The 12,975-nt window shown below is 42.8% G+C and carries 15 protein-coding genes; 6 read left to right on the top strand and 9 right to left on the bottom strand.

All coding sequences use genetic code 11. The annotated features are described in order from the left end of the window. Positions 1–151: 151 nt before the first annotated feature. The 3 genes from ACSLGF_RS06670 (at position 152) to ACSLGF_RS06660 (ending at position 2,265) form a co-directional block, all read left to right on the top strand. The gene (locus ACSLGF_RS06670) at positions 152–826 is read left to right on the top strand and encodes a YIP1 family protein (RefSeq protein ID WP_456003627.1); all 675 of its coding nucleotides are present in this window, start codon (positions 152–154) and stop codon (positions 824–826) included. A 153-nt stretch (positions 827–979) separates the two neighbouring features. Continuing rightward, positions 980–1,522: a spore coat protein GerQ gene (gene gerQ / locus ACSLGF_RS06665; protein WP_456003624.1), complete on the top strand. Its 543-nt coding sequence runs from the start codon at positions 980–982 to the stop codon at positions 1,520–1,522. A 125-nt stretch (positions 1,523–1,647) separates the two neighbouring features. Then, positions 1,648–2,265 carry a cupin domain-containing protein gene (locus tag ACSLGF_RS06660; RefSeq protein WP_456003622.1) on the top strand — a complete coding sequence of 206 codons (618 nt, stop codon included), beginning with the start codon at positions 1,648–1,650 and terminating at the stop codon, positions 2,263–2,265. 41 nt (positions 2,266–2,306) lie between these two features. Here ACSLGF_RS06660 and ACSLGF_RS06655 read toward each other — a convergent pair whose 3' ends face one another. The 3 genes from ACSLGF_RS06655 to ACSLGF_RS06645 form a co-directional block, all read right to left on the bottom strand. After that, positions 2,307–2,678: a DUF423 domain-containing protein gene (locus tag ACSLGF_RS06655; RefSeq protein WP_034621882.1), complete on the bottom strand. Its 372-nt coding sequence runs from the start codon at positions 2,676–2,678 to the stop codon at positions 2,307–2,309. Positions 2,679–2,748: 70 nt separating this feature from the next. Next, the gene (locus ACSLGF_RS06650) at positions 2,749–4,056 is read right to left on the bottom strand and encodes a purine/pyrimidine permease (RefSeq protein ID WP_456003619.1); all 1,308 of its coding nucleotides are present in this window, start codon (positions 4,054–4,056) and stop codon (positions 2,749–2,751) included. A 33-nt stretch (positions 4,057–4,089) separates the two neighbouring features. After that, positions 4,090–4,422: a YwdI family protein gene (locus ACSLGF_RS06645; protein WP_456003616.1), complete on the bottom strand. Its 333-nt coding sequence runs from the start codon at positions 4,420–4,422 to the stop codon at positions 4,090–4,092. Between the two features lie 169 nt (positions 4,423–4,591). On the opposite strand from ACSLGF_RS06645, the gene ACSLGF_RS06640 reads away from it, so the two are divergent. Continuing rightward, positions 4,592–5,950 (top strand): aldehyde dehydrogenase, encoded by a 1,359-nt coding sequence (locus ACSLGF_RS06640; protein ID WP_456003613.1) that lies wholly within the window; start codon positions 4,592–4,594, stop codon positions 5,948–5,950. A gap of 27 nt (positions 5,951–5,977) precedes the next feature. On the opposite strand, the gene ACSLGF_RS06635 is transcribed toward ACSLGF_RS06640, so the two are convergent. Together ACSLGF_RS06635 and ACSLGF_RS06630 are read right to left on the bottom strand one after the other, a co-directional pair. Beyond that, a complete protein-coding gene (locus tag ACSLGF_RS06635) occupies positions 5,978–6,664 on the bottom strand; it encodes a uracil-DNA glycosylase (RefSeq protein ID WP_456003610.1) in 687 nt (228 codons plus the stop codon). Further along, positions 6,661–7,488: a glycosyltransferase family 2 protein gene (locus ACSLGF_RS06630; RefSeq protein ID WP_456003607.1), complete on the bottom strand. Its 828-nt coding sequence runs from the start codon at positions 7,486–7,488 to the stop codon at positions 6,661–6,663. Before ACSLGF_RS06630 ends, ACSLGF_RS06635 begins: the two co-directional genes overlap by 4 nt. 174 nt (positions 7,489–7,662) lie before the next feature. On the opposite strand from ACSLGF_RS06630, the gene ACSLGF_RS06625 reads away from it, so the two are divergent. After that, positions 7,663–7,911: a general stress protein gene (locus tag ACSLGF_RS06625; protein ID WP_456003604.1), complete on the top strand. Its 249-nt coding sequence runs from the start codon at positions 7,663–7,665 to the stop codon at positions 7,909–7,911. Positions 7,912–8,032: 121 nt separating this feature from the next. Then, a complete protein-coding gene (locus ACSLGF_RS06620) occupies positions 8,033–8,842 on the top strand; it encodes a bifunctional hydroxymethylpyrimidine kinase/phosphomethylpyrimidine kinase (RefSeq protein ID WP_456003601.1) in 810 nt (269 codons plus the stop codon). Between the two features lie 56 nt (positions 8,843–8,898). On the opposite strand, the gene ACSLGF_RS06615 is transcribed toward ACSLGF_RS06620, so the two are convergent. From ACSLGF_RS06615 to ACSLGF_RS06600, 4 genes are all read right to left on the bottom strand, one after another. Further along, on the bottom strand, positions 8,899–9,390 hold the full coding sequence (locus ACSLGF_RS06615) for a hypothetical protein (protein ID WP_456003598.1): 492 nt from the start codon (positions 9,388–9,390) through the stop codon (positions 8,899–8,901). Between the two features lie 81 nt (positions 9,391–9,471). Next, a complete protein-coding gene (locus ACSLGF_RS06610; protein ID WP_099728014.1) occupies positions 9,472–9,726 on the bottom strand; it encodes a hypothetical protein in 255 nt (84 codons plus the stop codon). Positions 9,727–9,923: 197 nt separating this feature from the next. Then, on the bottom strand, positions 9,924–11,381 hold the full coding sequence (locus tag ACSLGF_RS06605; protein WP_456003595.1) for a sucrose-6-phosphate hydrolase: 1,458 nt from the start codon (positions 11,379–11,381) through the stop codon (positions 9,924–9,926). Between the two features lie 19 nt (positions 11,382–11,400). Further along, entirely contained in the window at positions 11,401–12,789 is a 1,389-nt protein-coding gene (locus ACSLGF_RS06600; RefSeq protein WP_456003592.1) for a sucrose-specific PTS transporter subunit IIBC, read from the bottom strand. Positions 12,790–12,975 lie beyond the last annotated feature (186 nt).

Raw genomic sequence — 12,975 nt, 5'->3', positions numbered from 1 at the left:
ATATGGTTTATCATATGTGTCTCCATCTCAAAAGACTGTAGAATGACCTATTTTTTATAAAATTGTACTTTTTTATTGATCTATCTTTGAAAAACGTGAAATTTTTGGTAATATAAGTAATCATTTGTGTGTATTAAAGGAGTAAAGAACATTGAAAGCTATGAAGAGTGATCTCTCCCAAGAAGAGGAAGCAAAAGGATTTTTTCGATTTTTTAAAATTTTCGTTGCGACAAAAACGATTATTCGCTCATACCAACACTCCTCTATTCCAATTTGGCTGATGATGCTCCTTGCAAGTATCGCTGGTACGAGCTGGATCTACGAAGGGTATTTTAGTGAGTATATGGGCAATCATATTACATTCCCTTTTATTCTGTTACATGGGGCGGGTTTTGGTATTTTAGCAGGCAATCTCATTCTATTTTTCGGTGCACTCATTTTACAGTGGTTAGGACGGCTCTTTTTTGGCAATAAAACGCCTTATCGAGATGTGCTCAAGGCCTACACGCTGACGGTCTTTTTTCCTTCTGCTTTATTTGCCCTTACTTGGGTTTTCACTGTGGGGATGCTTGGTCCGTATACATTTGTTAAGATCTCTCCCTATTTAGATCAGCATTATGAAGTCTGGTATTATCTCGATCTATTGCCACTTGCCGAAGCATATGCAAAGACATGGATATTTGGAATGGCTGTTTTAGGCATTGTCGCTGTGATGAAGCTAAAATTATGGCAAGCCTTCATTGTCGTCATCACACCGATGGCCGCATTTTTTCTCATCATGACACTTGTATTTGATGTCCAGCGGGCTGTTAACTGGATGATGTAAAAGGAACTGCGCCAAGCTGTTCCTTTTTTTCGTTCAATGTACATATTCTCCCCTCCTGTCTCATAGTGTGAAAGAGAGAAAGATTGCTAATGGAAACAACAGGCGCTTAAACGCCTTCTGTTTAGAACACCATGAGGAAAGAGGAGGAACGTTATGAAATTGAAAAATCAATTTGGGCAAGGTTCGGGTTTCGAAGGTCAAGATTTTCGCCAGCAACAATATGGAGCAAATCCGTATCCTGCGCAGCAGATGGGTTATTCAGTCCCTCCCCAAACGCAGGGTCAAATGCAGGGTCAAATGCAGCAGGGTTATTCGCCAATGCCATCTACTGGTACTTCACAAGGAGGCCAAGGCGCGCAGAGCGGCGGACAGCCATATCAAATTCCTTCTGGACCGATTTATCAGCAGAATGTCCCAGGTCAGCTGCCAATTGAGCAGTCCTATATTGAAAATATTTTACGATTGAACCGCGGCAAGGTCGCCACGATTTATATGACGTTTGAGGCGAGTAAGGAATGGAATTCGAAGATTTTTAGAGGGGTCATTGAAGCCGCAGGACGTGACCACATTATCATTAGTGATAACAAGACAGGGACACGATACTTACTGTTAACGATCTACCTTGATTACATTACGTTTGATGGGGAAATTCAATATGACTATCCATACTCTATGTCAACGTATTCTCCAAGATAACTTCAAGCAAAAAGCAAGGTGCAGACGTCCTTGCTTTTTGCTTTTGACTAGGTTTTTGACACACTTTTCGGGCGCCGCTCATAAGATGCCTAGTAGTTTTTATCAAAAGCCTAGAGGTGACATCAATGACTGTTGAGCTGGATTATACTTCACCAAATGTCAAATATTCATTCGATCTGAATCAAAGCCCCCTCGTCAAATATGATCAGCATAACCTGATAAATGTTTTAGGAAAAAAACAATTAAACTCGCTGGATCAAGTATCCCTGCTTGATATATATTTGAGTAAAAGCAAAGTAGTAGAGCCTCATTATCATCAAAATGCCGCAGAGCTTGTTTACTGTATAACCGGTTCTGCTGCTGTATCCATGCTGAATCCATTTACAAAAAAGCTGCACACCTATACCATCACCCCTGGGCAGGTGGCAAACGTGCCTCAAGGCTGGTGGCACTATGAAGTCGCCTTACAGGACAGAACTCATTTGTTAGCCATTTTTAACGCACCTACGCCAGAAGTGATCCTAGGCTCAGACCTTCTTACCCTTACCCCATCTCACATCATGGCACATACTTATTGCATGAACGAATCGCAGTGGAAGAAGGCGACACAGCCTGTGAAACCAAGTGTGTTTATCGGACCGTTCTGCCACCGAGAGGAAGAAGCCCAAACACATCCTGTCCCTCCTTCTCACTACGTCCCTTATTATCAAGCACCGCCCAACTACACCCCTTACTGGAGTTAAGAAAAAACCGATGCTCCCCATCAGAGCATCGGTTTTTTGACTTATAAATTTTTTGCTGCTGCAATGACAAGCATGATCCAAGAAGCGATAAACGCCACTCCGCCAATTGGGGTAATGGCACCCAGAATCTTCACCTGAGTCAATGCCAGCACATAAAGGCTTCCCGAGAAGAAAAGGATACCTGCAAGCATTACCCAGCCAGCGGCCGGTACTAAAGAGACACCTGACAGCTTATCTGCAAGAAAGGCCACTATAAATAGTCCAATCGCATGGAACATCTGATATTGAACACCTTTATTCCATATCTCAATATACTTTTCAGGGATTTTCCCTTCCAGACCGTGTGCACCGAAGGCTCCAAGCCCAACAGCAAGCATGGCATTAATGGCACCTAATATGAAAAATAGTTTCATTCGTCATTCTCCTTATCTCGTTCATTATGTTTATCATAGCGCGGGTTACATCCAACATTCAACTTTCCTTTTACGCTGACACGAGATTGTCGGATTTCTTCTTCTTTCTTAACAAGACTTGGTCAACAACGATCGCAATGAGTGTGCCGAGAACAAGACCATTGCTTAATAACGAAATCAAGACAGGGTGCATGCCTTTCAAGGCTTCCTGCGGAACAAACATCGCCCCTACACCTGCTAAAACCGCAATCCCAAGTACAAATCGAATGCGTGGAACCTCTTCCTTTTCATACTGATCAAATTCAGACATCGCAATCCCAATCATAGAGGAGAACACCACAAAGTTCACAGCAAGCCCCACAGGTGACGGCAATGCGGAGAAAAAGCTCATCAATAATGGAAATAAACTAATCAACACAATGAGCAGGCTTCCGAGAAAAAATGGCTTTCTCGATGGAATTTTTGTTGTCTGTATAAATCCCGCTGCCCCCGAAATAGGTACAGGCGCAATCGCACCGATCATCCCACTCAGTAAATGACCAAAAGCCGCCACAAAACCAGCAGGTCGAGCTCTTTTACGCTCACGCAGTTCACCAAATGCCTTCACTGAACTTTCTACAATTCGAATACTTGCCAGCATATTCACAATGAGTAAAATCGTAATAAAAAGGGACGTGACAAGCAATCCACTGTCAAAGACCGGCATGCCGAATGGAAACAGCTTCGGAAACTCGATGATATGCTCAGGAATACGAACTGGCTTCGCCAATCCGAGTAAAGCGAATAACAGCCACCCGCCTGCAAGTGCGAATAACACAGAAAACTGTCTTAAGTAATGCCATTTTGAGCGGCTGATCATGAAGGTGAGGACAATAATCAAGATCGATAAACAAAAGACAAGCCCGTCCACCTGATTTCCCCGATAGCCGATGCCCATTAGCCCTTTCATGATTGGCTGACTTAACTGCACAACAAGTAAAAGCAGGTAAATGCCAGTGACGACTGGCGTAAATAAAGATGCGAGCCAATTAATGATTTTAAATAAACTAAAAATAAAAAAGAAAGCAGCACTAAAAATTAAAGCCCCTTGTAATGCTTGCAGAGTTTCAGGATACGTCGCAAAGATCGTCCCTGTCATGCCTGCATAAAGGGTATACACACCCCACCACAGCCCTGCTGGACTTTCATTGATCGGCAGCATATGGCCGCATAAACACTGCACCATCGCCACAAGTCCAAGTGAAAAGAATGTACTCTGAATCAGCTCTGCCGATTGCACTTGATTCAATTCAAACGCTTGTGCAATCGCAATCGGTACTGCAATAGAAGCTGCGATAAAAAATGCCATCCACTGAATGGCGCCCAAAAATAGTTTCAACCCAATCACCTTCCCTTTGTCGTGACAAGACCACTAAAAATCAAAAATAGAATCGCCGTTTCCGTCCTTCTCTTTTTGCTCCTCTTCTTTATGCTGAAACGTTTTTGCACCACTCGTGCCCATCAGCTTCTCAAGCATGGCTTGATCCGGAGACACAGACGGTGCAGATGGTGTAGATATGGATGGAGGTGGTGAAATGACCGAAGACTGCGGCATTTGCACCTGTGACGGCGCGTCAAGAATGACATCACATAGTGAAGAAATCGCCGCCACTTGACGTTTCACCTCTTCATCATTTCCACTTTGTTTCGCTTTTTGAACCGCTTCCTCCATTTTTTGAAGCAGGCTTGATATATGGATATTCAAGGGTTGACCCTCCAATCATAAAAATTCGTTTTCAACATTATTTTACCAAATGAACAAACCAAATGGGTTCATTTTTTCAAATCAGTGCGCTTATGTACCTCTTATTTGACCAGTATCGATGATTCACACATAATAAAAGGAACAAAATCGTCTATGAAAGGGTTGAATAATGGACAAGCTCTCTGCTCTTTTTAACAAACAAAAAGTCTTTCACAAGCCGGCGGTTCAAGAACGTATCCGCATCCTTAAAGACTTGAAAGCAGAAATCAAACAGTTTGAAAAGGATATTTTACAGGCCTTAGCCCATGATTTACATAAATCCGAACAGGAAGCCTATACAACAGAGATTGGGATGGTGTATGAAGAAATCAATCATACCATCAAGCACCTTCATAAATGGGCAAAGCCATCCCGCACGAAAACACCACTGACTCATATTGGATCGAAAAGTATGATCATCAAGGAACCTTACGGAAGTGTTCTCATTATTGCCCCTTGGAACTATCCTTTCCAACTGGCCCTTTCGCCATTAGTCGGCGCGATTTCTGCGGGAAATGCTGTGATCTTAAAACCGTCTGAGCTGACGCCCCATGTCTCACAAGTGATCAGCACAATGGTGGAACGTGTCTTTCAAGAAGATCATGCGGCAGTCGTAGAAGGCGGTGTAGATGTCAGTACAGAGCTGCTGAAGCTGCCCTTTGATTATATCTTCTTTACTGGAAGTGTGGCTGTCGGCAAAGTCGTGATGGAAGCCGCCGCAAAGCATCTGACACCTGTCACACTTGAGCTTGGCGGAAAAAGCCCTTGCATTGTCATGCCTGATGCAGACATCAAGCTTGCTGCGAAGCGAATCACTTTTGGGAAATTCACCAATGCGGGGCAAACATGCATTGCACCAGACTATTTACTCGTGCATGAATCCATCAAAGAAGACCTTTTGCGGGAAATGACAGCCTGTATCCGTGACTTTTATGGTGAACACCCCGAAACGAATCCGCACTTTGGGAAAAATGTCAGCCAGCGTCATTTTGACAGACTCTCACAATTTCTCTCAAATGGAACAATCGTCACGGGTGGACAGCGCAATGAACAGGAGCTCAAAATCGCACCGACCATTTTAGATCACATCACATGGGAAGATCCCGTGATGCAGGAGGAAATTTTCGGACCGATTCTGCCTGTCATGACCTTCGATTCGCTGCACGAGGCAGCGCAAATGATCAAAGCAAGGCCGAAGCCGCTTGCCCTTTACTTATTTACAACTAGTAAAGAAACAGAAGCATATGTCCTAGACAACCTCTCATTTGGCGGAGGCTGTATCAACGACACACTGATGCATGTGGCCACGCCTTACTTGCCATTTGGAGGCGTCGGAGAAAGCGGCATAGGACGATATCATGGGAAGGAAAGCTTTTTCACCTTTACGCATGAAAAAAGCGTCCTGCGTCAGACCAATCGCTTCGATTTTTCCTTCCGTTATCCAAATGCGAAAAACGGACTCGACTTGATCCGTAAATTTTTAAAATAAACAGGACGAAGGGGCTTTCCCCTCGTCCTATTTTGTTTCGATATCCTTGATACACCAGTTGATTTCTTCAATCCCCATTTGCTTTAAATACGCGTTTACCTGAGAAAACGGACGGCTGCCAAAAAAGCCGTTTCTTGCAGAAAAAGGACTTGGGTGAGGTGATTCAATGATGTAATGCTTGCTTTGATCAATGCGTTCTTTCTTATTTTGGGCATGTCTTCCCCATAACACAAAGACGACGGGCTGATCCCGTTCATTCAGCACATCAATCACCCGGTCTGTCACGCGTTCCCAGCCCTTGCCTTTATGCGAATTCGCCTCACCCTTTCTCACAGTTAGCACGGTGTTTAAGAGCAGCACACCCTGTTCTGCCCAGCTGACAAGCGAGCCATGGTTTGGGACAGGACAACCAAGATCATCCTTTAGCTCCTGAAAAATATTTCTCAAAGACGGCGGCTGTCTGACACCAGGCTGAACAGAAAAGCTTAATCCGTGTGCCTGTCCTGGGCCATGATAAGGGTCTTGTCCCAAAATCACCACTTTGACCTCTTCATACGACGTCAAATGAAGGGCACGATAAACGTCATCTGGTTTCGGAAAAACGGTCTGCATGCGATATTCTTCCTTCATCCACTCACGTAATTCCTGATAATATGGCTGTTCAAATTCACTCTTCATGACAGCCCACCAGCTATCATTTAAAAATGGCTTCATTGCGGTTCTCCTCCTTCTGTCTGCTGTGCCAATCTTGAGATCATCGGTTTTCCATCCCACACAATCTCACTCTCTGATTCTCGTTTTTTCATCGCTGGTTCTTCTAGTAGGACAGCAAAGTTAGCTGTCGGCAGATCGCCCAGTTCATGCTTTTCACTTAAATCATTTAAGTAGTTCTTCCTTGTTTCACCAAGATCACTAGACTGATTTCCACCGCCATCAAAAAACGCATAGATCACGCTGGCAGCTGGTACTCGTTTGACCCGGGCATGCTGTGATACACGCAAGAAAAAGTCCCAGTCCCAATAATGATGCATGGCTGGGTCAAAGCAGCCAATTTCTTCGTGTATGTGGCGTTTGTACATACTGCCGGAAGGAACATATGTAGAAAAAACACGCATATCCTCAATGTCCGCTGTATAAGCAAACAAACGTCTCGATAATGGAAAACGGGTAACTCCTTTTTCTTCAAATGAAACAATTTCTGCATCAGAAAAGACAAAATCGGCGTCTTCCAGCGCCTTGCTCATACGTTCGATATGACAAGGTGTGAAGTAATCATCGTCGTCACTCAGCATGATGACATCGCCTGTCAGCTCCCGCACCCCCACATTTCTTGCATTGACATGCTGGACATTCTCATCTAAATGAATCAAGCGGATCGGAAGCTCAGGATAGAGTTCCTGAATGATGTCCACTCGCTCCCCTGCATCATTCACTACTACAATTTCAAAAGGCTGTACGGTTTGTCTCGAAATGGATTCAAGCAGCTCACACAGCGCGCTTAGTCTGTTATGTGTCACAATTAATAAGGAAATCTTCATATTCAGCTTACTCCTTTAATAGATTCGTCTTTTTCCATTAAAACATAAATTGGCTTTCTTCTCATGATATAAAAGGCGGTTTGATCTTGTGGGAAAATGGGGATTTTTGATGAAAAGGAGTGATCACTTTGGAATATATCACGGTAGAGAATAGCAAAGAAGCGAAACAGACCATTGAAAATAAAGGATGCCGTCTTCGTTTTTGCGTACGATCCAGAACGCTCTGATACTGTAACTGAGTATACAGATGCCAAAAGCATGACAGCAGTCGATCAAGGAATTTTAGATCAAGTTGCCAATGTCATTCGCACCCGGGATGATGAGCTCATGGCCAAAATGATGTCGGTTGGTGCTGATCAGGAATTAGCTTTAACGCTTTTAGATGAGTTAAAAAAAGGAAAATTGGTGATTTGTAAGAGGTAAGGAAGGCGTTCCAAAGAGTGGGACGCTTTTTTATGCCGTTTCATTGTGATAAATGGAAAAGCTGATTATAATAAGGGGTAGAACAATAACTGTTACACATCACATTGGAGGTTCAGCAACTATGTCTATGAATAAAGCACTCACCATCGCAGGCTCGGATTCAAGCGGCGGTGCAGGTATCCAAGCAGATTTAAAAACGTTTCAAGAGAAAAACGTCTACGGGATGACAGCTTTAACAGTTGTCGTTGCAATGGACCCTCATAACTCATGGGATCATCAGGTGTTTCCAATCGATACGGCGACCATTCGTGCGCAGCTCTCTACAATTGTGGAAGGCATTGGAATAGATGCTCTGAAAACAGGCATGCTCCCAACGGTCGACGTGATTGAACTCGCAGCTGAAACCATCAAAACATATGATTTGAAAAATGTCGTCATTGATCCTGTCATGGTTTGTAAGGGTGCAAACGAAGTCCTTTACCCAGAGCATGCTGAAGCTTTACGTGAAAAGCTCACGCCACTGGCAACCGTCATCACACCTAACCTTTTCGAAGCAGGTCAATTAAGCGGGATCGGTGAAATCAAAACGATAGAACAAATGGAAGAAGCAGCAAAACGCATCCACGAACTTGGTGCAAAGTATGTCGTCATCACTGGAGGCGGTAAGCTTAGCCAAGATAAAGCGATTGATTTGCTTTATGATGGACAAACCTTTGAACGCCTTGAATCTAATAAGATCGACACACAATACACTCACGGCGCAGGCTGCACATTCTCAGCGGCAGTCACAGCTGAACTAGCGAATGGATCAGACGTGAAGGAAGCCATTTATGCAGCAAAAGAATTCATCACTGCTGCCATCAAAGGCTCTTTCCAGCTAAATGAATATATCGGACCAACCAAACATTCCGCTCATCGTTTTGACAAATAAAACAGTAAAAACCGATTTACCTTTTTAATGGGTGAATCGGTTTTTTGTTGAAGATTTTATAAGCTCTTGTATACCTTTTCTATTCTCTCAAATTCGTCACTCAAATCACTATCATCAGGTCTTCCCGTAATTACCTCTAAAAACTCGATAAATTGACGACCTGATTCAATCAGTTGATAGACAAACTCCTTAAAATTCGCCACCAATATCTGATTTTCAAGTGATAACATGATTTCTTGATCAGATTTTTTCTCTAATTGTATTTCTAGGGGTAAACTCGGATAATAAACCTTTCCATACCCTTCTTCAATGTAATCTATTAATACATTTTTATAATAATGCCATAACTCTTCAATAGAATCTGGATTTTCGAAATCCTCTATTTTCCCCTTTTTACCATGATCAAATGTAATTGTTCCCTCTAGATTTGTAAATCCCTGTTCCATAAAATCTTCTTTCGTAGCAACGAATTTCTTGATGCTTTCAATATCATTGATCGTTACAAACTTCTCCTCGTCCTCCAAATAAATATAAGTTTCTATCTTCAATTGTCAGCACCTTTCCTTTTTCATTCCATGAAAAAAAGCGCACCCGCACCCGAGTACACTCTTTTGCCCCTACATGAATACCTACTTTTGCTGATCCGATTCTTTCGCTATTTTTCGAATAAAGGCTTCAATGGATTCAACAAATAAGGCATATTCTTTCATTTGTTTATACGTATCTGACAGCTTCTCCTTTAATTCTTCCTGCTCTAGAGAAGGTTCACCGAGAATAGATTGGACTTGAATGAGCAATTCTTTATATTCTTCACGTTTATCTTCAACATGATCTGCCATTGTCTCCAAGCGCTTTCTAGTCGTCGGCTGCTGTTTTGAATTCAAGTAAACAACCCCTTTTGTCCTGCCGCATTTGGATAAACGTCAGCCTCAGCTGTATATATTTTAAAATGATACCATAATTCAACCTGTTATCATATATGTAAAACGTCATCAAACCGCTCACCACCGCCTGAGGCAACTCTTGTTTATATGCGCTATAGGATTTAAGATACAGGCTGATCTCACTAGAAAAAAGCAGATCAATGACCTGCTTCTTTTTGTAAATGCCATGTCTTTAGTTTAAGCTTCGTTTCATTTCTGCCACTCATCGAGATTGATTTATTTCCCGGGGAAGGAAAGTAACGTGAGGTAAATACTTCCCTGCCTCCGTTTACAAAAATCTCAATCGACGATGCATCGATAAAGATATGCAGGTCCTGTAATTCCTCTATTTCTACTTCACGAATTTCCTTTGCTCGATCTTCAAATCGATCTCGTTCTAATGTCAGTTTCCCCTCATCTTTATCATAAAAGATACGGGCAGCCGCACGAATACAGCATTCAAACCCTTTTTGTGTTTCAATTTGATCAATGAATACCTCTGCGCTCGTAATATCATCTACAGGAATGGAATGAACAGAGCGCTTAATATGAAATACATGCTCTTGTTCATTTGTCCGCATGGTCTGAAGCTCAGTTACTGGCTTTTGAATAAGATATCCCTCATCATCTAAGCGGAGCTCTCTCGGAATCGTTAAACAGTGTATCCATTGATAGGAAATCGTCGGGTGATGCTCTTCTCCTTGATCAGGCACACCCATCCATCCAATTAAAAGACGTCTGCCTGATTCGTCTTGAAAGGTCTGCTGCGCATAGAAGTCAAAGCCTCGATCCAGCTCCTCAAATTCTCCGTGTGTATATTGGTAAGAGCTATCATCCAATGTACCAACAAAATAGCCTGATTGATGTGTATTTTGATATTTTAAGCCATCAGGCTTCAACCCTTGCGGTGACACAATCAATACATCACGGCCGTCTAATTCGAACAGATCTGGACATTCCCACATATATCCGAAATCTTCTAATCCATTCTTTCCACTGCCTGCAATCATGCCCTGAAATGTCCAATTGTCTAATGTATCAGAGGTGAACAAGACAAGATGTCCTTTGAGGTCTTGGCTTTGTGCACCTAGAACCATGTACCACTGACCATTTCGCTTCCATACCTTCGGATCACGAAAATGTGCGGTGAATCCTTCTGGCAATGTCGCCACGACACCCTTTTTCTGAAAATGAATGCCATCGTCTGAAACAGCTAAACATTGATATGTCTCACGGTTCCCTTGTTCATCACGAACATTTCCGGTATACATCACATACATGTTTCCATCGTCAATGACGGCACTGCCAGAATAACAGCCATTTTGATCAAACCAATCACTTGGGGCAAGAGCGGCTTCTTCATGCTGCCAATTCACTAGATCTGTAGATGTGTAGTGACCCCAGAATTTTGCACCATGTCCCGTTTTGAATGGCTGCCATTGATAAAAGACATGGTAAATCCCCTTCCACTGAATCAATCCATTTGGGTCATTTAAAAGACCAACTGGCGGCATCAAATGAAAATGCTGGCGGTACACATCTTTTTTCACCAAATGCTCATAGTTTCGAATACGGTCTGCTACTTTTTGACGAAGTGCTGCGTCAATTGTTGTCATGACTGTGACCACTCCTTGATTATTTTTCGACTTCTTTTACTTTAAAGATGATGGTGAGAATAAATGAAACAGCAACAGCGATTAACATACCAATAACATAATTTACCACATTTTGTAAACCGAATGGTGCTGCAATGGCAATCATCGGAATACCTGTTAAACCATAAGCGTTAGCTGCTACCTTCGTGAAGACAACGAATGCCCCGCCTAATGCGCCTCCGATCATTGCGGCAATAAACGGCTTACGATAGCGCAGGTTCACACCGAATATCACAGGCTCTGTAATGCCTAAGAAAGCAGAAAATGCGGCTGGAAGTGCGATTTCTTTTGTTTTCGCACGCTTCGCTATGAAAAAGACAGCCAACCCCGCCCCGCCTTGCGCTACGTTGGACATCGCCCAGATCGGCAGCAAATAGTTCCGTCCAATGTCATTCAGCAGTCCTGCCTCAATCGCATGGAAGCTATGATGAACCCCTGTGAGCACAATTAAAGAGTAAGCACCTCCGAAAATGAGTCCTGCTAAGAACCCTGCATGGTCATAAACAAATGTCAGTGCATTTGAAATTCCTGTACCGAGCATTCTTCCGAGCGGCCCAACCGCTATAAACGTCACAAATCCAGTCACAATCACCGTCACAAACGGGGTCACAAGTAAATCAATACTGTTCGGCACGACTTTTCTTAAATTCTTTTCAACAAGACACATGATATACACAGTCAATAAAACCGGGATGACTGTTCCTTGGTAACCAAGAAGAGCAATATCAAAATTGAATAAATGCATATACTCTGGTTTCGCCTCTGTCAGTCCCCATGGGTTGAGCAGGTTCGGGTGAATCATAATTCCCCCAATGACGGCACCTAAGTACGGATTTCCACCAAACTCTTTCGCTGCACTGACACCAATTAAAATCGGTAAAATGATAAAGGCAGCACTTGAGAACATATCAAGCATTTGGAAGATCGCGGAGCTTGGATCAACCCATTTAAATGCTTTCATCATGCCTAGAAGACCCATTAATAAACCGCTCGCAACAATCGCCGGAATAATTGGTACAAAAATATTCGATAACGTCTTGGCAAAACGGGCAAGTGGATTCATTTTTTGTTTCACTGCTTCATCATGGCTGACAGGCTTTTGTTTCTCGTCGTCTGTCTCAAGACCGGTCTCACGAGCAAATGGCTCATATACTTTGTTGACAGACCCAGTCCCAAAAATGACCTGAAATTGTCCTGAGCTTGAGAAGGCACCCTTCACACCATCAAGCTCTTCAATGGCCTCTTTGTCAATCAGATCCTCATTTTTCATCACCAACCTGAGCCGTGTGGCACAATGCGTTGCACTGATGACATTTTCTTTACCACCTAATAATTTTGTTAATTCTTTCGCTGTTTTTTGATAATCCATGTTGTCTCCTCCTTTTTTAAAGCAAAAAAGACCTAAAATTCACCAACGATCAAAGGACATACACGTCCCATCGTTACGCAAATTTTAGGTCTTGCCTGCCTAACAGTCACAATCCCACGATATCGAATTTTGATTACGCTTTCATCATAGTATAAGAATGTGTCCTGCGTCAATCTATTTTTTCGA

This window comes from Bacillus sp. A015 (assembly GCF_053851875.1).
This window is presented reverse-complemented; position numbering and strand designations above follow the sequence as displayed.